Origin of the sequence: Priestia koreensis (assembly GCF_022646885.1) — a bacterium.
GTDB classification, from domain to species: domain Bacteria; phylum Bacillota; class Bacilli; order Bacillales; family Bacillaceae_H; genus Bacillus_AG; species Bacillus_AG koreensis_A.
Genome location: NZ_CP061868.1, coordinates 1,978,374 through 1,999,745, shown reverse-complemented (window position 1 = coordinate 1,999,745; position 21,372 = coordinate 1,978,374). Strand labels below are relative to the sequence as shown.

The window sequence follows — 21,372 nt, the reverse complement described above, 5'->3', positions numbered from 1 at the left end:
AAATTATGCCCACAAAAGACCACCATTAACTTCTAGAACATGTCCATTAACATATGAGCTCGATTCTGTTGCTAAAAAAAGAGCAGCTTGGGCAACTTCCTCACCTGTTCCAGGTCTTCTTAATGACATACGTTTCGTGTATTTTTTCCATATAAACTCATTTTCTCTCAATTTTTCACCCATACCAGCTTCAATAATTCCAGGCGATAAACAATTTACCATGATTCCTTTAGGTCCTAGCTCTGTAGCAGCTACTTTTGTGAACATTTCAACACCAGCTTTTGACGCACAATAGTTAGCTTGGCCTATATTGACCCTAGACGCAGCTGCGGAAGAAATATTTATGATATGCCCTCCACCCTTTTCAATCATGTGTGGAATAACGGCATGTGTACAGTTAAAAACCCCATTTAAATTGGTATCGATAGAATCAAACCATTGATTGTATGACATTTTAACTAGGGTCGAATCTCTTAATATTCCAGCATTCGCTACCATAATATCGATTTTCCCATACACTCTCACACATTTATCAACTAGTTCTTTAACAGAATTAGGATTTCTGACATCAACTTCATGATATGAAGCTTGTTTTGGAAAGGGATCAGAAAATTTGTCAAAATCATATGGCTGTCTACCTGCACAAATTACCGTAGCACCTTCTTTCAAAAAGCCTATAGCAATAGCTTTTCCTAATCCTTTAGTGCCACCTGTAACAATAGCTATCTTATTTTTCAACTTCATGCGATTTCTCCTCGAATTCAAATATTTATTATGTTAATTGACTTCTTTTACCACGGTAAAGCATCACTCAAGTTATAAATTCCAATACTAGATTGAGAAATCAAAAATGCTAGTAAGCAAAGGCAATATACGAATCTACTTTGTTTTTTATTGGTTAACATCATGTTAATCCCCTTTTTATGAATATTTTGGATGTTACTGAACGTAACTAAATTTACCATCATTAACATATTTGCGTCAACGATATTTTATTTATTTTTTTGTAAAAAATATCCTTGTAGTAACATAAAGTTACTGTTAATATACTTTATGAATAGTTGTATAGTGAAAGGAGCGCTTATGGACACTAAAGCTATTGGTGAAAGAATTAGACAGATGAGGCTTGCCCAAGACATGAAGCAAAAGGATTTGGCAGAGGGCATCGTTACAAGAGGTTACATAAGTCAAATTGAAAAAGGAAATGCTAAACCCTCAATCGAAATACTTAAAAGCATTGCCGATAAGTTAGAGGTTTCTCTGGCCTTTTTATTAGAAGAATCTCCAGAAGAACAAAACGATAGAGATCATAGTGATCTAAAAAAGAAACACTTATTTTTTAATCATTCAGAATATTTGCTAGATAATAGAAAGTTTAGTGAATTTGAAAAATTATTACCTGAACTGGAAGAAGACAGCGATGATTTTCAATTCAAATCATTAAGCGAATATTTACTTGGAAGGTACTACTGGGAAACAAAGCGATTCAATCATGCAAAACAATATTTAGAGAAATCCATTGGTGATTCACTACCAATTAATTTTGACGTTCGGGCGAAGGCACTGAATCTTCAAGGAAAAGTAATGTTTAAGCTAGGAAAATATCAAGGTGCATTACAATGTTTTAACAATGCCCTACAGTTAACTAGACAGGTGGTTAATGACCCTGTTTTACAAATCGATATTCTGTTAAATTTAGGAGTATTTCATTGTCATTTAGAAGAAATCACCTCTTCCATTACTTATTTACTGAAAGCTGAGCAACTTTGCAAATCCAAAGATATATTTTATCGATCTGGAGAAATTCATATGACGTTGGGAGTTTGTTATCGCAAAACCAATAATTTCTCAGAGGCTAAAATTCAATACAATAAAGCCTTATACTTTTTTGAACAAACGGACAATCAACTTCTTAAGGCTGGTATCTTGCTTAATTTAGGAATTTTATCTAATCAAACAAAAGAATATAAGGGAGCATTAAAATATATTGAGGATGCACTAGTTGTTTATGAAAACCATTTTGAAGAAGACTTAGCATTAAATGCAAAATTAGAATTGGCAGAAACCTTATTTCACATGGATAAACTTAATGATTGCGAATCCTTATGCAAAGAATTGTTAAAATATGAGGTGGACCATATTTTCAAAGCGCAGCTGTATATTCTATTAGGGAAAGTAATTACAAAAAATGTTGGATTAGAAAGTGCATTATCTTATTTTAAGAAGGCAGAAACTATTTGTCAGGAAACATTGTTATTTAATAAGTTACACACTCTTTATCATGTAATGGGAAATGCATATTTTTCAAAAGAAAATTACGAGTTAGCCGCTAAATATTATAAAAAATCCTTAAATAATAAAGAATAATCGCACTTATATCAATGCGTTATCAATTAAACGTAGCTACCCTCACCTGTAAAATTCAGGAATATAAAATCATTTCATTTTTATTTCCAGCCATCTTTCCTTGTTAATAAATTAAATAGTTGAAAATATATCTTCTGGATTCATTATTCGTAAATCCTCTAAAATGAAATCAAATTCTTAATTCTATGAATATAACGTAATGTTAGCTTCCGCCAATTTTTTTGTTAATAAGATCTGATACTGCATGCCAAAGTAAGAATTAGTGATGGTAGTGACGTGACGCTAAAACTGTAATGCTTTAAAGCATGAGTTCGGCACTTGACCGAACTCATGCTTTTTATATTTTGTATTCGTTTAAGCTACTTCCATTTCCATGTTATTAAAAACAAATAGTTACGCACTAATAGTTCTCAATTTGATATTGTTATTCATCAACTGAATTTTAGGACTGAAGACAATTAATGTGATGTGATTTAATTTATGATTACCATCATATTTATTTATAGACAAAAGAATCCCAAGGTGTTACAGCACTCTTAAAATCCCCAACAATCTAAAAGTAGATGTATAGCTTCTTCTAGCTGCTCTTCTGGAATTCCCGCGAATCCAAGAATGATTTTTGGTGGTGAAAGCTCCTTTTTTTCAATCGAATAATCCGACATTGGATAGATTTTCAGCTTTGCTTCTGCTGCCCGCTGAACCAGTTCCTCCTCACTCATTCCATTTTTTACGACAAGTACAATATGAAGACCCGATTGTTCCCCGATAATCGAAATGTAATCTTGATGACGCTTTAAGAGATCAACCACCTTTTCAAGCTTCCGACGATAAATCTTTCGCATCCGGTTTAGGTGACGTTCAAAATCCCCTTCCTTTAAAAACTGCGTCAAAATATGCTGATCCATTCGAGAAACCGAGCAAGAATGATAAAAAGAGAGCTTCTCCTTGTATTGCTCAAGTAAGAGCCTTGGTAACACCATATAGCTGATACGAATAGACGGCATAAGAGACTTGGAAAACGTGCCGAGATAAATCACTTTTTCACCCGCATCCATACTTTGAAGGGACGGAATGGCTTTGCCACTGTAGCGAAATTCACTATCGTAATCATCTTCAATAATATAGCGATTTTTCTCCGCAGAAGCCCAGTTTAGTAGCTTTGTACGGCGGTTGACCGATAAAATGGTTCCGTACGGAAATTGATTTGACGGCGCCACATACACAACGTCCATTTTCTTTTCTTGAATGCTCTCTACATCAATTCCCTCTTCATCTACCTCAAGTGGATACACTTCCTTTTTCATATTATTCAAGATTCGTAGAATTAAGTGATAGCCCGGATCTTCAACACCATAGATGGATTTTTCATCTAAAAGAAGAAGTAGCTGCTGCAGGAGAATTTCAATTCCAGCGCCTACGACAATTTGCTCTGGCTGGCACTGTACGCCTCGTGCATGATACAGGTAATGGGCAATTTCTGTTCGCAACTCGAACTCACCTTGCGAATCACCTAGCAACAAGAGGCTGTGGTTGGCCTTATCAATCGTATTTTTCGCATGCTTTCTCCACGTAGAAAACGGAAAATTTTCCGTATCAATGGCACTCGGATGAAATTTATAGATCATCTCTTTTTTCGCTAATATGGGTTCTTGGTGAGGTTCATGACTCGTTTCCATGTATTCCAAATCCTCATGAGCGAGTACAAAATACCCTCGACGCGGATAAGCTTCAATGTACCCTTCTGCTTCTAGCTGCTCATAGGCCGTTTCAACGGTGTTTTGACTAATTTTTAAAAAGTCAGCTAGTTTACGTTTAGAAGGTAGTTTGCTTCCGTATTCGATACGCCCTTCAATAATTTCTTTTTTTATATGTAAATATAGCTGTTCATATAGTGGTATTGTGCTTTCTTTATCCAAATGACATGATAACATTTCCATTTTTGACACCCTTTCTAAAACTGACACCATCATTTTTTAAAAAACTGACACTTTTAATACAACCAATTACTTTTTATACTAATCAATAGATTCGGAAAATACAACAGATAACGAAACGGAGTGTTGAACGTGGAAAGATTAGTAGGAACTGAAACTGTAAAACGTGGAATGGCTCATATGCAAAAAGGCGGCGTCATTATGGACGTTGTAAACGCAGAACAAGCAAGAATTGCAGAAGCAACAGGTGCAGTTGCCGTTATGGCATTAGAGCGAGTTCCTTCAGATATCCGCGCTGCTGGCGGTGTAGCAAGAATGGCTGACCCTCGCATCGTTGAAGAAGTCATGAATGCTGTATCAATCCCTGTTATGGCAAAAGGTCGTATCGGTCACATCGTGGAAGCGCGTGTCCTTGAATCGATGGGCGTTGACTATATTGATGAAAGTGAAGTATTAACACCAGCTGACGAAGAGTACCACTTATTAAAAAGTGATTTCACCGTTCCGTTTGTATGCGGATGTCGTGATCTTGGTGAAGCAGCTCGTCGTATTGGCGAAGGTGCGGCAATGCTTCGCACAAAAGGTGAACCAGGAACAGGAAATATCGTGGAAGCCGTTCGCCACATGCGTAAAGTAAACGCACAGGTGCGCAGAGTATCTGTTATGAACGACGATGAGCTGATGACGGAAGCTAAAATCTTAGGCGCTCCGTTTGAGATCTTAAAGCAAATTAAAGAATTAGGAAAGCTCCCAGTCGTGAACTTTGCGGCGGGCGGTATCGCAACTCCTGCTGATGCAGCGCTTATGATGGAACTTGGTGCTGACGGAGTATTCGTTGGTTCAGGGATCTTCAAATCCGAAAACCCTGAGAAATTTGCAAGTGCAATCGTTCAAGCAACGACTTACTATACAGATTACGAGCTAATCGGAAAACTTTCCAAAGAGCTTGGTGCAGCAATGAAAGGATTAGACATTTCAAAGCTTTCTCTTGAAGAAAGAATGCAGGAGCGTGGCTGGTAAAATGAAAACAATCGGGATTTTAGGTCTTCAAGGAGCCGTTGCAGAGCACGTAAGACAAGTAGAAGCCCTAGGATTAAATGCGGTTGTCGTCAAAAAAGCGGCACAGCTTCAAGATGTTGATGGCTTAATCCTTCCGGGTGGCGAAAGCACAACGATGAGAAAGCTCATTGATCGCTATGAATTTTTTGATGCCCTAAAAGCATTTCATGAAGCGAAAAAACCAATCTTCGGTACGTGCGCTGGTATGGTGCTTGTAGCAAATGAATTGGTTGATTCAGAAGCTGCTCACCTTCAAATAATGGATGTAACGGTCAAACGTAATGCTTTTGGTCGCCAAATCGCAAGCTTTGAAGCGAATCTTGATATTGACGGACTCAACGAACCGTTTAAAGCCGTTTTTATCCGAGCGCCTTATATTGAACGTGCTGGCGAAAATGTGGACGTTTTAGCGACATACGATGGAAAAATCGTTGCAGCAAAGCAAGGAAACGTTCTTGCCTCTGCGTTTCATCCTGAGCTCACAAACGACACGCGCTTTTTGAAGCTGTTTGTAGACATGGTGAAAGAAGATAGTTTAACTGAATATGTGGGTTAAGAATCAATCCGCACTCCTACTAATCTTGGGGGTGCGGATTTTTGATGTTGGTAAATCAACGTAACCCGTTTTTATTTATAAAATTATTCAATAAATATTGAATTTATAATTCTGATATTTCAGAATATAAATAAATAGATTAGGAGGAATGGTTTATGAAGCAAATTTATTCACCACACCCTACTGAAACGGTTTCGGTTTATGTGGAGTCTTCGCCAATCTGGGAAGTCATTCTTGGGATCTCAGGTTACACTCATCAACAGCTTCGCCATACGTTTGATTTGGATGACGAATGGACGCTACAGAAAAACACCATGTCCCCAACACTGTTAGCTCACTTACAAACGATAACGGACACAAACTTCTGGTATGGACTTATCATGGTTCAAAATAAGATTACTGCTGCTTGCATTCAAGATTTTTCGAATGCTCTCAGAAATATGTCAGATGAATCGTTGTATGAATCGCTTCTTCCCTACAAGGATCGAGCTTGCGAACCAATAAGACAACGCATTTATTCTCCTCACTTAAATAAGAAGCTGCTCGAGGAGTATGCCATCTATTTTGAGGATCATGAGTATTTATCAAGCTATATCCATTGTCTCGCATCGTATCCTGCTGAAGAAATTCGCACCCTATTTATTGAGGTTGTGGAGGAATGGTATCAGTGGGTTAGTCGGCAAAAAGAATGGAAAAAATGGAGCCAAGCGCTGGCATTTCAGCAAAAACAGCACTCCGAACTTAATGCTACTGATCCTACTAAAGAGATTGAGCGCATCACAGACGGAATGGTCTACGTACCTGAGCCATCCGTTTGGACCATTAAATTAATTCCCCACATTTCCTATCGACCTTGGATTCTGCATCAACGCACAAATGATACAAAGCTTATTTTTTATCCCATTGATGAACAATATTTGATGGAGCCAGGAATACCTTCAAATGAACTAATTCGAGGACATAAAGCGCTAGGCGACGAGCTTCGGTTAAAAATACTTTATCAGCTTATGAAAGGATCGCAGTCACTTCAAGAGTTAAGCATACAGTTCAACATATCCAAAACCACTCTGCATCATCAGCTCTCTCTTTTAAAAGCGGCGAAATTCATTTCGGCTGACAAGGGGATCTATTCCGTTCGCCATTCGCATATTGATGATTTTTCTGAACGTCTTACACAGTATCTTGGCACAATAAAATGAAAATTCTCTCCCGTTCGTTTAAGGCACTATGGATCGGTGAAATTGTTTCGGAGTTTGGAGGTGCTGCTGGGGGAATTATTAATAGTTTATTACTTTATGAGCTTACTGAATCAAAGGAATGGATGGGAGCCCTACTGCTTATTTATTTTATTCCCTCCTTGGTTTTACAAAGCATTAGTGCCCCCTTTCTAAATGATGTTGCAAAAGAAAAAGTGCTGCCGTTCATTCAATTAATTCGCTCTTTTGCTTATCTGATCCCATTTATCATTCATTTTATCGGAACAGATACAGGAGCAATTTTAGGATTAATCGTTCTTCAGTATCTATTGGGAATGGTTCAACCTATTTATGCTAGTCTTTCATTTTCCTTATTGCCTGACATTTGTAAGGAAAACGAACTAATTCAAGCAAACGTGTTATTAGATGGAACAATTCGCCTAATGAGCTTTATAGCTCCAGGCGCCACCTCTCTTCTTTTACTAGTAAGTCCGTTGCATGTCGTGTACGTAATGTCATCTGCCCTGTTCTTTCTGAGCTTTCTTTCGCTTACTCACCTTGCTCCTACTAAGAGGCTAGAAAAAAAGATTTGGACGAAGAAGCTTTGGTGGAGTGAAATGAGAACAGGATATAAGCTCTTTTTTTGCTATCCTACACTATTTCGCTTAACTTTTTTATCGTCTCTTGTTCAATTTGCAGTTGGAACTACAATGGTCATTAGCGTACCGTTTATTAGAGGAGAATTAAGAGGTGAGTGTTGGGAATATGCGGTTTTTTCCGCCAGTTTTCCTATTGGCTATGTAATCGGGATTTTTTTACTTACCAGACTTCCAAAAAATGCTGTCACAATGTATATTGGTTTAATTGGTGGAGGTCTTTCGTTCATTTTATTACTATTTGTTCACTCCGTTCCCCTTGCATGGCTATGTGAATTAGTTGGAGGAATGTTGTTTCCTTGGTTCAATGCTCAAAGCGCTGCTATTTTTCAGCGTGAAGCGCCTCGAGATCGTTTAAGTCAGCTGAGCTCGGTCCGACTTCTCCTTCTTCGCATCACAATGCCAATGGGAATCTTATTTGCCTCTTCTACTTTTCTAGATCTATCCGTTCGTCATCTATATGCAGCGATTGGGGCTGTAATTGTCCTGCCAGGAATCTATTACTTGTGTACCTCCCTCTTTCCGTTTACTTCTATTAACGCTAGCGGAAAGGCTTCTACCAAAGATTGATTGGTTCACCAAAATACGTACTCATATACGACTATAAACTACTTTTTATGCAATTACATACTTAAAGATAATTAGAATTTTATGGTAAAATATACGTTAGCTAGCTACATAGGGAGTGGGAACAGACTGTGATATTGTTTCAAAATCAGGGTTTAACAGTGAGAACATTAGAAGAGAAAGACGATATTCTGTTAGCAAAATGGCTATCAGATCCATCGGTTCTTGAGTTCTATGAAGGCAGAGACAATCCATTTGACTTAAACAAAGTCAGAGAGGTTTTTTATGATGAAAATGCTGAAGAAGTTAAATGCATTGTAGAGTATGAAGGCAATGAGATCGGCTACATTCAATACTATCCGTTAGAGGATGAAGAGAAAAAAGAGTATGGGTATTGCGGTCAAAATGTTTACGGCACAGATCAATTTATCGGAGAAACAACCTACTGGAATAAAGGAATGGGCACATTACTTGTTACATCAATGATTGAGTTTTTGCTCGTCCAACAAAAAGCAGACCGAATTGTGATGGACCCTCAAACAAGAAACGAAAGAGCCATTCATTGTTATGAAAAATGTGGATTTAAAAAAGTGAGGCTACTGCCCAAGCAAGAACTTCACGAGGGCATCTATCAAGATTGCTGGCTGATGGAGTACCACAAAGAATAGATTATATTTTTAAAAAAGACTCATTTAAATTTTAATATCGCGGTAAAAATTCAGGGGAATCCACTTACTAAGGAATTCCCCATTTTAATAAACTACATCCCTATTAATCCTCATTCGTACATACTTGAAGCATACAATATGTCCGCAAAAGTTTTCCAAGAAGGCTGTTTGGGAACTGGTTGATCGGTATTCAGATAAAAGCCTTCCATATCATTCACCCACGCTTCCATAGCTTCTAAATAATCTTCAAGGGTTATATTCTCCCACTCAGCTTTGTTAGTTTGTAAATCTCTTCTTAAGTGATTTATGAATTTGATTAAATCCTCTCGACTCTTAACGTCCTCTGTACTCTCATTTAGTTCCATTTCTGTACCACCTTTCGACTATCCTCTGCCTAATGATTATGTGTAGATTTAAACAAAGATTATATGTCTATGTTACTTTCAAAACATTCAATCACTGAATTCGCTGAAAAGAGCTTCCAATTCTTTAGCATCATACATATCACCATCACCAATGAATTTTTCAATATTTATTGTTCCATCTTCCAAAAACTCAATTTCCCATCGTTCTCCTGGAACAACTACTTCAACCATAATGGCGTCTTTTCTAACTTTGTCTAGCTTGTAAAATATACTTTTTTCCTCTAGCTTATTTAGAAAGTTGATAAATTTTTTTAGTTTCATAAAACCAACTTCTCTCCATATCTTCATATATCAGTGCCGAACTGTATAGAGTTTTTCAGTTGCTAAAAATAGGTTATTTCTAATTATACTATAAGGTACGGTGTAAATATCTTTAAGATAAAAATAGCCAACTAAAAAAGGATAATCAGCCCCGTTTCACGCTAACTATCCTTCTCATTACCTTTCCTACTTCATCCCAATCCACATTCCAATAAAAGCAAGTAAAAGACCACCGATGTAGCTACTGCCCAAATACCAGTACGAAACGGTTGCTTTCTTTTGGTCGTGAAGTTGGATATTTTCTAATTTAAATGTTGAAAACGTCGTGAATGCTCCCATAAATCCGATTCCAAAAAAGGAGTACGTGCCAGATGAAACGCCCATACCCGTGATCAACCCAAGTAAAAACGAGCCAAGCAGGTTAACGAACAGCGTTCCGTATGGAAATCCTATATGCGACTTTTTATTAAACCATCCGCTAAGTAGAAAGCGACAAATCGCTCCTAAAAATCCCCCGATTCCAATCCATACAACGGTCATGAAGGAAGACCTCCCTTCATTTTATCCGCTGATTGACTACCAAGCTTGCAGCCAGCCCATGACATAAGTAAACCACCGATCGCACTTACTAATACGTACAAAAGAGCAAACCCCCATAGATGAGCTTTCATAAGCGTAACGGTTTCAACGCTGAACGTCGAAAATGTTGTAAATGCACCTACAACTCCTGTTCCAATTCCGGTCGCAATCGCCGGATGAAGCACGTTTCGCTTAATAATGCGGTATGTAAACCATCCTAAAAAGAAACTTCCGATTAAATTAATTAGCAATGTCCCAAGTGGTAATTCGCTTCCCCACCATGTATGTGTGAAAACCCCCGTATAATAGCGCAGCAAACTCCCGATAATTCCGCCAATTCCAACGAATAAAACCTTCATGTTGTGTCACCTCTTCCTTTACTATAGACAAAAAAACAGACTCCTACCCATTAACAAATGAGTAGGAGTCATCAGCCCAAAGGCACTTATGGCGAACTCCATCGCCGTATGTATGTATTCGTCTACCTTTTATTTTACATGATTTCGTTTTAATAGCAAGAAGGAGTTTTCATTGTTAGATCGTTTGAAGGTCGTTCTCAATCCACGTTTTATTTTCTTCATCTAGTACAAGATCGACATATGCTTTCGCAGTCTCTTTATGCTCAAGCATTTTTTCTTCATTGTCCATAATTTTATAGGCCCTTGCGCATGCTTCGTGACCGCACCCTTTATAAAAGGGATCAAGATTTTCACTAATTGAAACGCACTTCTTCGCATAGGTTAACGCGCTTGATCCGTCTCCAATTACGGCATATACTCGGGACAGCTGCCAATACCCTACTGACAAATTCATATCTGTATGACCGTCCACCTGTGTCCAATGCCAAAACGAGCTATGACACAAATGAATCATTGCTTCATTGTCCTCATCCCTGCGCTCATCTAATTCGAGATACTCCCAAACCTTATTAAAACAGCTTGTTGCTAGTTGTTTATGAGTAAGTGTTGCTTGTTTTAGGTGATCCATAGTTTCCTCCAAATGATCTATATCCTTTTATCATTCATTATAATACAAATTGATGACATAAAAACCACTCCTTCAAAACTACAGATGATAGGAGTGGCTACTATTATCGAACCTTTGTCATTTTATACAATTCTTCGTACACAACCATTTTTTTATTTTGGTATCCAATGTTTTTGATTAGCCCAATTCCAGGATAATAATAAGAGTAGTTTCCAAATGAATCTTTAATTTCTATCGCATTTCGGAATGTTCCCGCTTTTGTAGTCACCGTTTTAGACAATGATGTGACTCGGTAGTACATCAATTCATCAGAGCCCATCTCAACATAGTCGGACCATCTTTTGTTTAAATAAAGCGGCATTTTTATCCAAGACCCTACATCGGATTCATAAATTCCATAAACAAATTCGGATTTACTTTCAAAGTAACACCACGTTTCCCTATTACCTGTTCGCGAATCATAGCTATCCCACAAATCATAACCATTTTCACGCCCGATGAACTTAGATGTATATAGTCCATATCCAGGATAAGAAAATTGGTATTCATATTTCGTGCTCGGCTTTAAGCCACTTGTAATAACTCTTGAGTCTGCTTTAATTTGGTCTATTTTTGACTTTGTTAGCGCCTCATATTTTAATGAACCCGCCTTTACCGCATATGTTTTTCGAGTTAATTCGTAATGCTGAGGCTTTAAAGCATAGACGCCCCACTCCTCACCCTTCTTCATTTTCCCAACGGACACTAACTTTCCTTTTGTGTTCTTCTCATATCTCACCGTATCCTTCATAACCGTTACCTTGCCAATCATGCCGCTCTTATATTCTAACTTCCCCCACATAACCTTGCTTGCAGCTTGAGATGCTGTAACACCCGCTGTACTTAGTGCGATAACGAATGTAAAGCAGCACAACCATTTTAAAACTCTGTTCATATGACCCCTCTTTTTCTATTTTTTAACAGCAACTACCATTGTATATGATTATTCCAAATTTATACAGTTTTTTTCGCAAAAAAAGATGACTCTCATAGGAGTCATCTTGTAGATCATTTTTACTTCTTTCTTCTCTTCGATAATCCAACCAAACGATGAAACGCCGTTGGATTAATAAGTTTTAGTGCGACCGCGTAGACGATTACGCCAACTAGGCCAAGGATACATAGTTGAATAAGTGAATATAAGTTGCCGATCGGAAGCAGATATTTAACGGCTGCGACGGCTAGCCCCATGATTGCACCAGGAATGAGAACCTTAGGCATCATGCGCATGAATCGCTTGAATTCGTCTTTTCCTAAATCTTTGTACACAACAATCATTGAAACGACAAAGAAGTAGACGGATACTGCGGAAGCTGCAAATGCTAATGCGAGATATCCGAAGCGATCAACAAGCAGCCAGTTCAGTACTAAGTTCAGCACAATCGTTGTGACGCTGATTCGGAATACGGTTGATGTTTTTCCTTTGGCATACATTGATTTTGATAAAATCAGCTGCATTCCTTGGAAGAAGATTGTTGGCGTATACCAAATGAGTGCCATATACGTACCGTGCGTATTTTCTGCTGTAAACTTTCCGCGCTCGTAGATAAAAGAAATAACGGAATCCCCCGCTAGGATAAGTCCAATTGAAATCGGTAATAGCGCGACCGTTGACATTTCCATACCACGATAGAACGTATCACCAAATGCTTTTTTGTCCTGCGTTTGCTCAGACATCAGTGTAAAGATCATCGCCACAATGGTGGTCGAATAAATAGCCGTTGGAATACTTACGATCATGGATGCGTTATTTAAGTACGTAACAGCTGCATCAAACGTACCTGCTGCAAACGACTTGTTCACTAAAAAGTTTACTTGTCCAACTGCAGAGTTTAGAAGCGATGGAATTAGTAGTAAAACAAACGCTTTTTTAAACTCCTTATCCATATTAAACTCTAGCTTCCATTTGTAATCGGATTTTACGAGATAAAGGAATTGAATTACAACACCAATCAATGTTCCGATTACAAAACCGTATGCAACAGCATCAATTCCCCACGTATGGCTGAATAAAATTGCAAATACGATCGCCATAAAGGTTGCAATTAATTTAGAAGACTGCGACGGAACGAAAATGCGACGTGACTGCAAATAGGAATCCAACAGGACGCTTAGCACAATCGGAATCATAAAGATAAAGAAAATTTGCGTCACGTGTACAGCGACTGGTTCAACGGTTTTTGACATGCCAGGAAAAATAATTGGCACAAACCATTTTGCATACAACCAGCCTAGAACACTGATTACACCGAAGATGACAATCGTAATGTTTAAAAGACTATTTGCATTTCGATCTGATACGTCTTCTCCCTGCTTTCGTCTTTGTACATACATCGGTAAAAACACATTGTTAAAACCGGTAGAGAACATTGCGGTTGCTAATGTAATAAATGAGAACGCCAAGTAATAAGCGGTCGTATCTGCTGATGCTCCAAACTCTTTTGCAACGATGGATTCTCGAGCAAGACCTGACACTTTTAGCACTAAAGCGAGAAGAATGGACCAAATGGCCGTTGCTTTAAATTTTTTCATACCTACACCTTTTACGTAATATTTTATCGAACGTACCTGTCTTATTATAAGGAAGTAAAGCGGTGCAGGCAATTAAAATGTGAAAATTCTACTGTGAGGAAGACTGTTACATGGAAAATCCCTTCACATCGTGCGAAGGGATTTTCTGCTTAATCAAACGTTGCTGGATCTGTTCCAGAGCGTTTGTTTTCATTTAAATTTGAAATACGCTTCATTTCGTCATCTGTTAACTGAAAATCGAAAATCGACGCATTTTCGATAATGCGCGTCTCCTTCGTTGATTTTGGGATGGTTACAACGCCATTTTGAAGATCCCACCGTAGCACAACTTGAGCAGTGGATTTGCTATATTTATTTGCGATGTCTACTAGTACCGGGTTCTCGAGCAGCTGTCCTCGCATAAGCGGTGACCATGCTTCAAGCTGAATACCGTTCTCCTTGCAATACTGATGAAGCTCCTCTTGTGATAGTAACGGATGATACTCGACCTGATTGACCATCGGCTTTACTTTTGCATCCTCAAGCAAACGTTCGAGGTGATTTATATTGAAGTTACTTACACCGATTGCGCGCACTTTTTCATCTTTGTAGAGCTTTTCAAGCGCTCGCCACGTTTCTTTGAACGTGTCTTTCACTGGCCAATGAATTAAATAAAGATCGATGTAATCAAGACCTAGCTTAGTTAAGCTTTGGTCAAAAGCAGAGAGCGTTTCCTCATATCCCTGCTCCGTATTCCACACCTTTGTTGTGATGAATAACTCTTCTCTCGGTATACCGCTTTCACGAATACCCTTTCCAACGCTTTCTTCATTTTTATAAAAGGAGGCTGTGTCAATGCTTCGATAACCATGTTGAATCGCCATCCTCACTGCATCAACCGCAGTTTGCCCCTCTTCTACCTTATAAACCCCTAAACCAAACCATGGCATATGTACACCGTTATGTAAAATTGTATAATCCTGTAGATGCTTGCTTGTCATAACACCATCTCCTTGTGCGTCTAGTTTCTTCTGCTTTTAGTATACGCCTAAAATTGAAAAAGAACGAAAGATACGCTCTCGGATGAACACATATATAATAGAAGAAAAAGGACGAGACATCATTGTCTCGCCCTTTTCGAAAAGCTTATTTTTCTGGTTGCTCTGCGTGCCACCATAATGAATCTTTTGGATTTTCAACTGCGTTATTGTATTCAGACTTAGACTCAACGGTTGGATAAGAACCTTTGAGTGATTTTCCTGACGTGCTCTTAAATAAGAACAGAATCACTAGGAAACCAATGATGCTGACCGCTGTTAAATAATAAGCTGGTGCATAGTGGTTACCTGTTGCTTTTACTAACCATGTTGCAACTAGCGGCGTTGTTCCGCCAAAGACTGATACTGAAACGTTGAATGTTACTGATAACGTACGATAACGAATATCCGTAAAGAACATTGTTGGTAGTGATCCAGGCATTGTTCCTTCATAAGTTGCAAGAAGTACACCTAAGATGAAGATACCTAAAGAAACAAATGCAAGTGATTTTAAGTTGATGAAGTAGAACGCTAAGACTGATAATAGCGTTAAGCCACCTAAACCAATAAGGAATACTTTTTTGTTCCCAATTTTATCACTAAGTCTACCAAACATAAGAGCAAGTGGAACCATGATAATCATAACAACTGTGATTAATACTGTTCCTACTGTGCTTGATACACCGATAATTTCTGTTAAATAAGAAGGCATGTACGAAAGGAGCATGTAGTTTGTAATGTTAAAGAACGCTACGGCAACAAAACAAACGATGATATCTTTCGTGTGATTTTTTAAGATTGATCCAAAACCTTCTTCGTCTCCTTCTTCTGCATGAGCAAGCTCATTCTCAAAGATAGGCGTTTCTTCTAAGCTGCTTCGTAGGTAGAAACCAATTAATCCTAGTGGCAATCCAAGTAGGAATGGTATTCTCCAGCCCCAAGATGCCATTTGGTCATCTGAAAGAACCGTAAATAAAATACTTGCAAGCAGTGAAGCGATAATATAACCAACAAGGGTACCAATTTCTAATCCGCTTCCTAACAAGTTTCGCTTTTTATCTGGTGAAGACTCTGCAATATAAACCATTGCTCCTGCATATTCTCCGCCAGTTGAGAAGCCTTGAATGATACGAGCGACTAATAGTAAAATCGGTGCCCAAATACCTATTTGATCGTATGTAGGCAACAATCCAATTAAAAGTGTAGAAAATGCCATTAAAATAATTGTAACGGTTAAAACTGTTTTCCGGCCTTTTTTGTCTCCAATTTTACCAAAGATAATACCTCCTAGTGGACGCATTAAGAAGGCAATTGCGAATGTTGCAAATGTAAATAGTAGTTGAAGTTGCTCGTTCTCAACAGCACTGAAAAAATTATGACTGATAATAACGGCTAGATAGGAATAGAGACCAAAGTCAAACCATTCCATTGCGTTTCCGACACCTGTCGCAAAGACGCTCTTTTTTGTTTTATTAATGTCTACAACGTTGATTTTTTTCTGGTTGAACTTCAATGTATCACGTCATCTCCTCTCAATTTATAATGTTTCAATCCCGTCCCGACGGTCACGGTATACGATTATACAAGACTGAGTGGTAAAGTCAAACCGAAAAGCAAGAAGAATTTCGGTGTGTTAACCAATGTTATCCTGACTCTTCATTTTTTCCCTTGAATTTTTTAAAGAAAAATCATTGACAAGGTTACTGAAAGTAAACAGTCATCAGCAGATGAAAAAAATCGCTATGGGTACTGCTATGACAATGATCGTCGTATAGTTAGTTAGACATATCTCACTTCGAAAACTTCTCTATTAGAACACATATAGTCTGAATATTTAAAACGACCTTTTCTTCAAAGAAGGTAAAAGAAAAATTTTTTTAAGTTGTTTGTCATTCTTTCGAAAAGAGACGGTCATTTTTTGTTATAACGCTGTCTTACTTGTTAAAAATAAACGTAGTCAGGATGAAGAAAAAGGTGAGTTACTAATTGTATTTTTCTGTTTCATTCCTCCTTTTTTCAAAAAGTAAATCCTACTAGAAAATGGACCAACTAATAACTTCATTTTGTTCGCTTCTCTATTCGTTATTGTTGTTATAATAGGGGAAAATATGCATGCCCCTGCTTACATTACCCAGCGGCTGATGTGGTTGAAACTAGCTGTTATTTCCAGTACTCTTCTCCCGACTTGAAAATGGATAAAGACCTTTTACTAGTTAAACAAAAAGATCTTTTTTACTAGGTCTTTAGTCTCTATTTACCCTATTTGAGAGCCGGAAATCCTCTTTTTTCTCAGTAGCAGAAACTTTTTCCCTATTTTCATGTTGTAAACCCATATTTTTCTATTTATAATCAAAGAAGATTTGATTTATAGGGGGAAGGGAAAAAAATGAAAAAGCTAGTTGGAACGTTAGCGGTATCCATTTTATTATTTGCCAATATGGGGGATGCATCGGCACATAGCGGTGGTACAGATCGTCTTGGAGGACATTTTCGTACGAAAGACTGTGTCTACATGTTCCATCATCCAACGTCTGCAGTGACAGGTAAAACACAAGGGACAATTGTTCAATTGATTACGAAATACAACAGCAACAAAAAATGCACACGTACGCTTACAACGAAAAAAGTCATGTGGAACACGGTTAAATATAAAAAATAACGAAAAAAGAGGCATCTAGCTACAGATGTCTCCTTTTTCGTTTATGATGGACGAATAATTACCCCGTTTGGATCTACGCTTGCTTTTACCCCTGTCATACGCGCGTGAGTTAACATGATTTTTTCACCGGAAGCTTGCTCAATAGTTGTTGAGAGTTCTCCGAGTAATGAGGATAGTGACGTTTTCAAGTCTCCTTCGCTCGAGGTAATCGTAATGCCTTGAAGTGAACAGCTGCCACCTTCAATCATTTCCTGGCGCGTCTGTAGCTCTATCCGAAAACGATATGGCGTTTGAATAAAGGTTCGTCGTTCATCAATTTCAGATTTCCAATGAAGATTGTTGGCTTTAACCACAATGTGATCATGTTCTTCTTGTGAGACAAGGAATCCGATATGATCGAATAAGACACGTTTTCCGTATCCAAACGTAATGTTTATCTTGTCCTTACGCATTTCAATAATTCGAAACTGAATCGCATGATTTCGAAAATCCTTCCATTGCGACGGTGGATCAAACATTTGAAAAGTCCCTTCTATGCGACCAATTCGCTGCACGACTGAAAACCCGAGCGACTCATAAAATTTTTCCGTTTCTTCCACATAAGGAGTCCAAAAATGATAATGAAACAACACCGATCCTCATCCCCTCTTTTTTCCTATTATCTCAAGAACTTACAAAGACAAAAAACCTCCATTAGAAGGAGGTTTTTCTACGACTTTTGTTTGAAAGTGTTGCTGATTTTTATGTAAAAACTGCAAATGTTCACCCATTCGCGACATACCATATCAAATAAGCCGATTATTCCGTAACGACTGAGCTCTATAAATGGATAAAACCGATTACATTTCACCTTATTATTAATAGAAGAAAGTAGGTGTATTTGAAGTGATTTAGACGCAATACATGTACATATTATGTTTTTCCACGGTTGTTCAAAGACTGACAATAGACGTTTGACAATAGACGTTTGAAAATTGCTCGCACCTTCGTTCACTAGAGAGAAACAAAATTCAATTTTAAAAAGCTAGCATGCTGCTAGCTTTTTTAGAAGTGGTTGACTATCGTATCGGGTTTAAAACCCTCTTACTTACCAACCGTAACCATATCCGCCACATCCAGCTCCGTATCCTACTCCACCTCCGGACCAAGTGCTACCGATAATGACTAATAAAATGAAGAGGACGATTAATAAAGCAAAGCCACTGCCAAATCCGTAACCTCCGTGTCCTCCATCACAACCATGTGCTCCCATATCTTTCACCTCCGCCTTTTTCTAGGATACATTCAGCATATGTATCAAAACGGAAAATGCTTCTAGGAACTTGTATGAAATTCAAGGTTCATCTCAAGGCTTACTAACATTTTTTATGATTCAGCATACAATACATGATGTCTGTTAGCAGAAAACCCTTCATTTTTATAGGTAAGCATCACGTTTTCCAAACAATTTTCACCTTTCGCCATCATCGCAAAAATATTTTTACATGCGGAAGCTGACCATTATGTAAGCATCCTCACTTCATCGCATCATAGCACTCGTAAAAGGCGATTGTTCGATTAAGGTACTGAGCAAAGCCCATATGTGCATTACCAAGTGCCCTTTGTAAGTCGCTTCGACTCGAAAATGCGGTATCTCTAATGTCCATTAGCTGGTTTTTTAGTTCATCCGTATCCTCAATAAGAAGAAACAAAAAACCGTTCGTATTTTCATCATAATGTTGCGCATGCTTTGTTCGAAGTTTGAGAAGTTGATCATAAATGTGCGTGAGCTGTATGACTTGAGCGTTTAATTCACTTTTACCCATGTTTAGTGATGAATCACTTGTCACCCACTTTGTATGCAGCTCTTTTATCAGCATATTCACCGTTAGACGCGTGTCTTCATCTTTAAACGTACCGATCTTATCTAGATCCTTCAAAGAATGAACATACTCTTTAACAAATACCTGATCTGGCTCATACGCAATGGATTTAGCAACGCTAATACTTGAAAAAGGATACATATAGCCTAGTAAGAAAAACAAAACGATGAATGGAACCACTGCTCGGACGATAATGAACTTTACCATATCAACTCTTCCTTTCGAATAAAATAAAGATGTTGAACACCTCAAACCAAGTTTGCTCTCGCCTCTCAAAATATAAAATTCCATTTTATTCCTTGCTGTAATTATACTCCGACAGTTGCTGATTGCATATATGGTAGAAAAAAATAACGAGTGGTGTTACCCCACCATCGTCATTTTCTAAAAGAATCTATGGTCGTTGATACGAGTAAAAGCGCTGCTAATTTTATATCAGCAGCGCCTTCGTACCTTTTTGTGATCAATAAGTGGATATGGTAACAACCGTTACATGAATTATTTTCTTTCCCAGATTAATGTTCCTTTTTTGACTAAGGACTCCCAAAAAGATTCACTCGATTTGTTAGACATATCCTTTTCTTCCCAATCAAATTTCACATAATAGATGGCATCAATTTTTTCACTCTCACTAAACGTACCCTTATAATTCTGTTTAGCATCTTTTGCAATATTAAAAAGATCTCTTTTAGGTGATTCTGCAATTGTCTCTGTGAAGTAAATAAAACTCACATTCTTTTTCTCTCCATTAATCTCGATTGAAACAGGCAACATCTCATTAACTCCTGAATAAGATTTCCCATGGTAAAGCCAAGTTATTTTTTTATCATCCTGTTTATTAATTTCAATTAGACCTTTCGAATATGGGACAACCTTCTCATGATAGGTAACATAAACAAAGACGCCAAACAAAATAACAAGCGTTGCAAAAACAGATGCAAAGGAAATCATAAACTTTTTATTTCGCCACTTTTTATTCATCTTTTTTAGTATGCTAGCTTTATTTTCAGTTGGAATGACTACATCTCGCTTCATCATGTCATATTCTCGCCTACATGCTTCACAATGCTGAAGATGAGCTTCCACCATATTCTTTGTGTCTTTGCTTACGACTTCATCAACGTACAGTGGCAAAAGATCTCTAATAACAGGACAACTAATTTTGTTCACGATTCCATCTCCTCCATATATTCCAAAATTTGTTTTCTTGCACGGTAATACGTGACTCTTGCCCAACCGGAGCTTTTTCCGAATAAAAGCCCTACTTTTTCAAACGACAATTCACCAAATGTACGTAGTGAAAAGACCTCCTTATATGGTTCCTTCATCTTGTGTAGGAACTGATGAACGCGAAAAGCATCCTCTTCATTCAAGAGGTGATGAACAATTTGTACTCCTGTAGCGGATTCTTCCGTTACCTCTGCCGGGACTTGCTTTTTGTTTGCTTTATAATGAGAGAAATATGTATTTTTAGCGATTGTAAACAGCCATGCCCGAATATCCTTTGAACCATCAAACTGCTTAATCGCCTTGAGCGCTTTGAAAAAGGCTTCTTGCGTGATTTCCTCCGCTGTTCGTTCATCAAAACATAACGATCGAACATACAAATAAACCTCTCGAAAATATTGTTGGTAAACCTCTTCAAAGTCGATCTCTTCCACCCCCTTCACCTATATAACTTCGCCACTTTCATTTCGTTACAAAAAATCGTTTCTTTTTTATCTTTCTATGTAAGAATCATGAACGAAAGATTTTACCACAGGCAAATAGAGCATATTCTGTTGAATATGCCCCGGTTTTGGCTATTTCATAGAAATAACTACTGAACTTTATTCTCCAATTCTTGAATTCTCGCTTCTAATTGCTTATTTTTTTCATCATATCAGCCACAAAAATGTACGATAATACAGCTAAGCTCATTGCCACCCATTCCATTTCGTTCCCTCCATCCCTGTTCTTCTTATTGTATATTCGATGACGTTGCAAACAATCGCTTTATTGTTCGAATT

Annotated in this window: 23 protein-coding genes and 1 riboswitch; of the genes, 7 read left to right on the top strand and 16 right to left on the bottom strand. The window is 37.9% G+C overall.

Annotated features, from left to right (window positions below; translation table 11 throughout):
* Window positions 1–3 precede the first annotated feature (3 nt).
* On the bottom strand, window positions 4–744 hold the full coding sequence (locus IE339_RS09970) for an SDR family NAD(P)-dependent oxidoreductase (RefSeq protein WP_242175705.1): 741 nt from the start codon (window positions 742–744) through the stop codon (window positions 4–6).
* Window positions 745–1,083: 339 nt separating this feature from the next.
* Between IE339_RS09970 and IE339_RS09965 the strand changes: the two genes are divergently transcribed.
* A complete protein-coding gene (locus IE339_RS09965; RefSeq protein WP_242175703.1) occupies window positions 1,084–2,367 on the top strand; it encodes a helix-turn-helix domain-containing protein in 1,284 nt (427 codons plus the stop codon).
* 536 nt (window positions 2,368–2,903) lie between these two features.
* Here the strand turns inward: IE339_RS09965 and IE339_RS09960 are convergent.
* Window positions 2,904–4,304: a MocR-like pyridoxine biosynthesis transcription factor PdxR gene (locus IE339_RS09960; protein WP_242175701.1), complete on the bottom strand. Its 1,401-nt coding sequence runs from the start codon at window positions 4,302–4,304 to the stop codon at window positions 2,904–2,906.
* Between the two features lie 129 nt (window positions 4,305–4,433).
* On the opposite strand from IE339_RS09960, the gene pdxS reads away from it, so the two are divergent.
* The 5 genes from pdxS (at window position 4,434) to IE339_RS09935 (ending at window position 9,003) form a co-directional block, all read left to right on the top strand.
* Window positions 4,434–5,321 (top strand): pyridoxal 5'-phosphate synthase lyase subunit PdxS, encoded by an 888-nt coding sequence (gene pdxS, locus IE339_RS09955; protein WP_242175700.1) that lies wholly within the window; start codon window positions 4,434–4,436, stop codon window positions 5,319–5,321.
* Window position 5,322: 1 nt separating this feature from the next.
* Entirely contained in the window at window positions 5,323–5,916 is a 594-nt protein-coding gene (pdxT, locus tag IE339_RS09950) for a pyridoxal 5'-phosphate synthase glutaminase subunit PdxT (protein ID WP_242175699.1), read from the top strand.
* 155 nt (window positions 5,917–6,071) lie between these two features.
* On the top strand, window positions 6,072–7,115 hold the full coding sequence (locus IE339_RS09945) for an ArsR/SmtB family transcription factor (protein WP_242175697.1): 1,044 nt from the start codon (window positions 6,072–6,074) through the stop codon (window positions 7,113–7,115).
* A complete protein-coding gene (locus IE339_RS09940; RefSeq protein WP_242175696.1) occupies window positions 7,112–8,338 on the top strand; it encodes an MFS transporter in 1,227 nt (408 codons plus the stop codon). Before IE339_RS09945 ends, IE339_RS09940 begins: the two co-directional genes overlap by 4 nt.
* A 131-nt stretch (window positions 8,339–8,469) precedes the next feature.
* Window positions 8,470–9,003 carry a GNAT family N-acetyltransferase gene (locus IE339_RS09935; RefSeq protein WP_242176158.1) on the top strand — a complete coding sequence of 178 codons (534 nt, stop codon included), beginning with the start codon at window positions 8,470–8,472 and terminating at the stop codon, window positions 9,001–9,003.
* Between the two features lie 110 nt (window positions 9,004–9,113).
* Here the strand turns inward: IE339_RS09935 and IE339_RS09930 are convergent, their stop codons facing one another.
* From IE339_RS09930 to IE339_RS09890, 9 genes are all read right to left on the bottom strand, one after another.
* Window positions 9,114–9,368: a DUF7660 family protein gene (locus IE339_RS09930; RefSeq protein ID WP_242175695.1), complete on the bottom strand. Its 255-nt coding sequence runs from the start codon at window positions 9,366–9,368 to the stop codon at window positions 9,114–9,116.
* 87 nt (window positions 9,369–9,455) lie between these two features.
* Window positions 9,456–9,689, bottom strand: a complete 234-nt coding sequence (locus IE339_RS09925; RefSeq protein ID WP_242175694.1) for a hypothetical protein — start codon at window positions 9,687–9,689, stop codon at window positions 9,456–9,458.
* A gap of 186 nt (window positions 9,690–9,875) precedes the next feature.
* The gene (crcB, locus tag IE339_RS09920) at window positions 9,876–10,229 is read right to left on the bottom strand and encodes a fluoride efflux transporter CrcB (protein WP_242175693.1); all 354 of its coding nucleotides are present in this window, start codon (window positions 10,227–10,229) and stop codon (window positions 9,876–9,878) included.
* Entirely contained in the window at window positions 10,226–10,627 is a 402-nt protein-coding gene (crcB, locus tag IE339_RS09915; protein WP_242175691.1) for a fluoride efflux transporter CrcB, read from the bottom strand. Before crcB (IE339_RS09915) ends, crcB (IE339_RS09920) begins: the two co-directional genes overlap by 4 nt.
* 55 nt (window positions 10,628–10,682) lie before the next feature.
* Window positions 10,683–10,742, bottom strand: a riboswitch (Fluoride riboswitch).
* Between the two features lie 60 nt (window positions 10,743–10,802).
* Window positions 10,803–11,255 (bottom strand): hypothetical protein, encoded by a 453-nt coding sequence (locus IE339_RS09910; RefSeq protein ID WP_242175689.1) that lies wholly within the window; start codon window positions 11,253–11,255, stop codon window positions 10,803–10,805.
* 103 nt (window positions 11,256–11,358) lie between these two features.
* Entirely contained in the window at window positions 11,359–12,189 is an 831-nt protein-coding gene (locus IE339_RS09905; protein WP_242175687.1) for a hypothetical protein, read from the bottom strand.
* Between the two features lie 119 nt (window positions 12,190–12,308).
* Window positions 12,309–13,826, bottom strand: a complete 1,518-nt coding sequence (murJ, locus tag IE339_RS09900; protein WP_242175686.1) for a murein biosynthesis integral membrane protein MurJ — start codon at window positions 13,824–13,826, stop codon at window positions 12,309–12,311.
* Window positions 13,827–13,975: 149 nt separating this feature from the next.
* Window positions 13,976–14,806, bottom strand: a complete 831-nt coding sequence (locus IE339_RS09895; RefSeq protein WP_242175685.1) for an aldo/keto reductase — start codon at window positions 14,804–14,806, stop codon at window positions 13,976–13,978.
* A gap of 145 nt (window positions 14,807–14,951) precedes the next feature.
* Window positions 14,952–16,355 (bottom strand): MFS transporter, encoded by a 1,404-nt coding sequence (locus IE339_RS09890; protein ID WP_242175684.1) that lies wholly within the window; start codon window positions 16,353–16,355, stop codon window positions 14,952–14,954.
* 873 nt (window positions 16,356–17,228) lie between these two features.
* Between IE339_RS09890 and IE339_RS09885 the strand changes: the two genes are divergently transcribed.
* Complete coding sequence (locus IE339_RS09885) at window positions 17,229–17,501, top strand: hypothetical protein (protein WP_242175683.1); 273 nt, start codon at window positions 17,229–17,231, stop codon at window positions 17,499–17,501.
* 41 nt (window positions 17,502–17,542) lie between these two features.
* Here IE339_RS09885 and IE339_RS09880 read toward each other — a convergent pair whose 3' ends face one another.
* The 5 genes from IE339_RS09880 to IE339_RS09860 form a co-directional block, all read right to left on the bottom strand.
* Window positions 17,543–18,133, bottom strand: a complete 591-nt coding sequence (locus IE339_RS09880) for a hypothetical protein (protein WP_242175682.1) — start codon at window positions 18,131–18,133, stop codon at window positions 17,543–17,545.
* Window positions 18,134–18,588: 455 nt separating this feature from the next.
* Complete coding sequence (locus IE339_RS09875) at window positions 18,589–18,753, bottom strand: YjcZ family sporulation protein (RefSeq protein WP_242175681.1); 165 nt, start codon at window positions 18,751–18,753, stop codon at window positions 18,589–18,591.
* A gap of 262 nt (window positions 18,754–19,015) precedes the next feature.
* Entirely contained in the window at window positions 19,016–19,570 is a 555-nt protein-coding gene (locus IE339_RS09870; RefSeq protein WP_242175679.1) for a hypothetical protein, read from the bottom strand.
* A 291-nt stretch (window positions 19,571–19,861) separates the two neighbouring features.
* Window positions 19,862–20,533 carry a zf-HC2 domain-containing protein gene (locus IE339_RS09865; protein ID WP_242175677.1) on the bottom strand — a complete coding sequence of 224 codons (672 nt, stop codon included), beginning with the start codon at window positions 20,531–20,533 and terminating at the stop codon, window positions 19,862–19,864.
* Window positions 20,530–21,024: an RNA polymerase sigma factor gene (locus IE339_RS09860; RefSeq protein WP_242175675.1), complete on the bottom strand. Its 495-nt coding sequence runs from the start codon at window positions 21,022–21,024 to the stop codon at window positions 20,530–20,532. Before IE339_RS09860 ends, IE339_RS09865 begins: the two co-directional genes overlap by 4 nt.
* Window positions 21,025–21,372 lie beyond the last annotated feature (348 nt).

Bases quoted from the DNA above. Each gene is read 5' to 3' on its own strand.
- IE339_RS09940 (WP_242175696.1), top strand. From the start codon at position 7,112: ATGAAAATTCTCTCCCGTTCGTTTAAGGCACTATGGATCGGTGAAATT.
- IE339_RS09925 (WP_242175694.1), bottom strand. From the start codon at position 9,689: ATGAAACTAAAAAAATTTATCAACTTTCTAAATAAGCTAGAGGAAAAA.
- IE339_RS09930 (WP_242175695.1), bottom strand. From the start codon at position 9,368: ATGGAACTAAATGAGAGTACAGAGGACGTTAAGAGTCGAGAGGATTTA.
- IE339_RS09870 (WP_242175679.1), bottom strand. From the start codon at position 19,570: ATGGTAAAGTTCATTATCGTCCGAGCAGTGGTTCCATTCATCGTTTTG.
- murJ (WP_242175686.1), bottom strand. From the start codon at position 13,826: ATGAAAAAATTTAAAGCAACGGCCATTTGGTCCATTCTTCTCGCTTTA.
- crcB (WP_242175691.1), bottom strand. From the start codon at position 10,627: ATGAAGGTTTTATTCGTTGGAATTGGCGGAATTATCGGGAGTTTGCTG.
- IE339_RS09960 (WP_242175701.1), bottom strand. From the start codon at position 4,304: ATGGAAATGTTATCATGTCATTTGGATAAAGAAAGCACAATACCACTA.
- IE339_RS09965 (WP_242175703.1), top strand. From the start codon at position 1,084: ATGGACACTAAAGCTATTGGTGAAAGAATTAGACAGATGAGGCTTGCC.
- crcB (WP_242175693.1), bottom strand. From the start codon at position 10,229: ATGACCGTTGTATGGATTGGAATCGGGGGATTTTTAGGAGCGATTTGT.
- IE339_RS09970 (WP_242175705.1), bottom strand. From the start codon at position 744: ATGAAGTTGAAAAATAAGATAGCTATTGTTACAGGTGGCACTAAAGGA.
- IE339_RS09885 (WP_242175683.1), top strand. From the start codon at position 17,229: ATGAAAAAGCTAGTTGGAACGTTAGCGGTATCCATTTTATTATTTGCC.
- IE339_RS09945 (WP_242175697.1), top strand. From the start codon at position 6,072: ATGAAGCAAATTTATTCACCACACCCTACTGAAACGGTTTCGGTTTAT.
- IE339_RS09875 (WP_242175681.1), bottom strand. From the start codon at position 18,753: ATGGGAGCACATGGTTGTGATGGAGGACACGGAGGTTACGGATTTGGC.
- IE339_RS09895 (WP_242175685.1), bottom strand. From the start codon at position 14,806: ATGACAAGCAAGCATCTACAGGATTATACAATTTTACATAACGGTGTA.
- IE339_RS09910 (WP_242175689.1), bottom strand. From the start codon at position 11,255: ATGGATCACCTAAAACAAGCAACACTTACTCATAAACAACTAGCAACA.
- IE339_RS09905 (WP_242175687.1), bottom strand. From the start codon at position 12,189: ATGAACAGAGTTTTAAAATGGTTGTGCTGCTTTACATTCGTTATCGCA.
- pdxT (WP_242175699.1), top strand. From the start codon at position 5,323: ATGAAAACAATCGGGATTTTAGGTCTTCAAGGAGCCGTTGCAGAGCAC.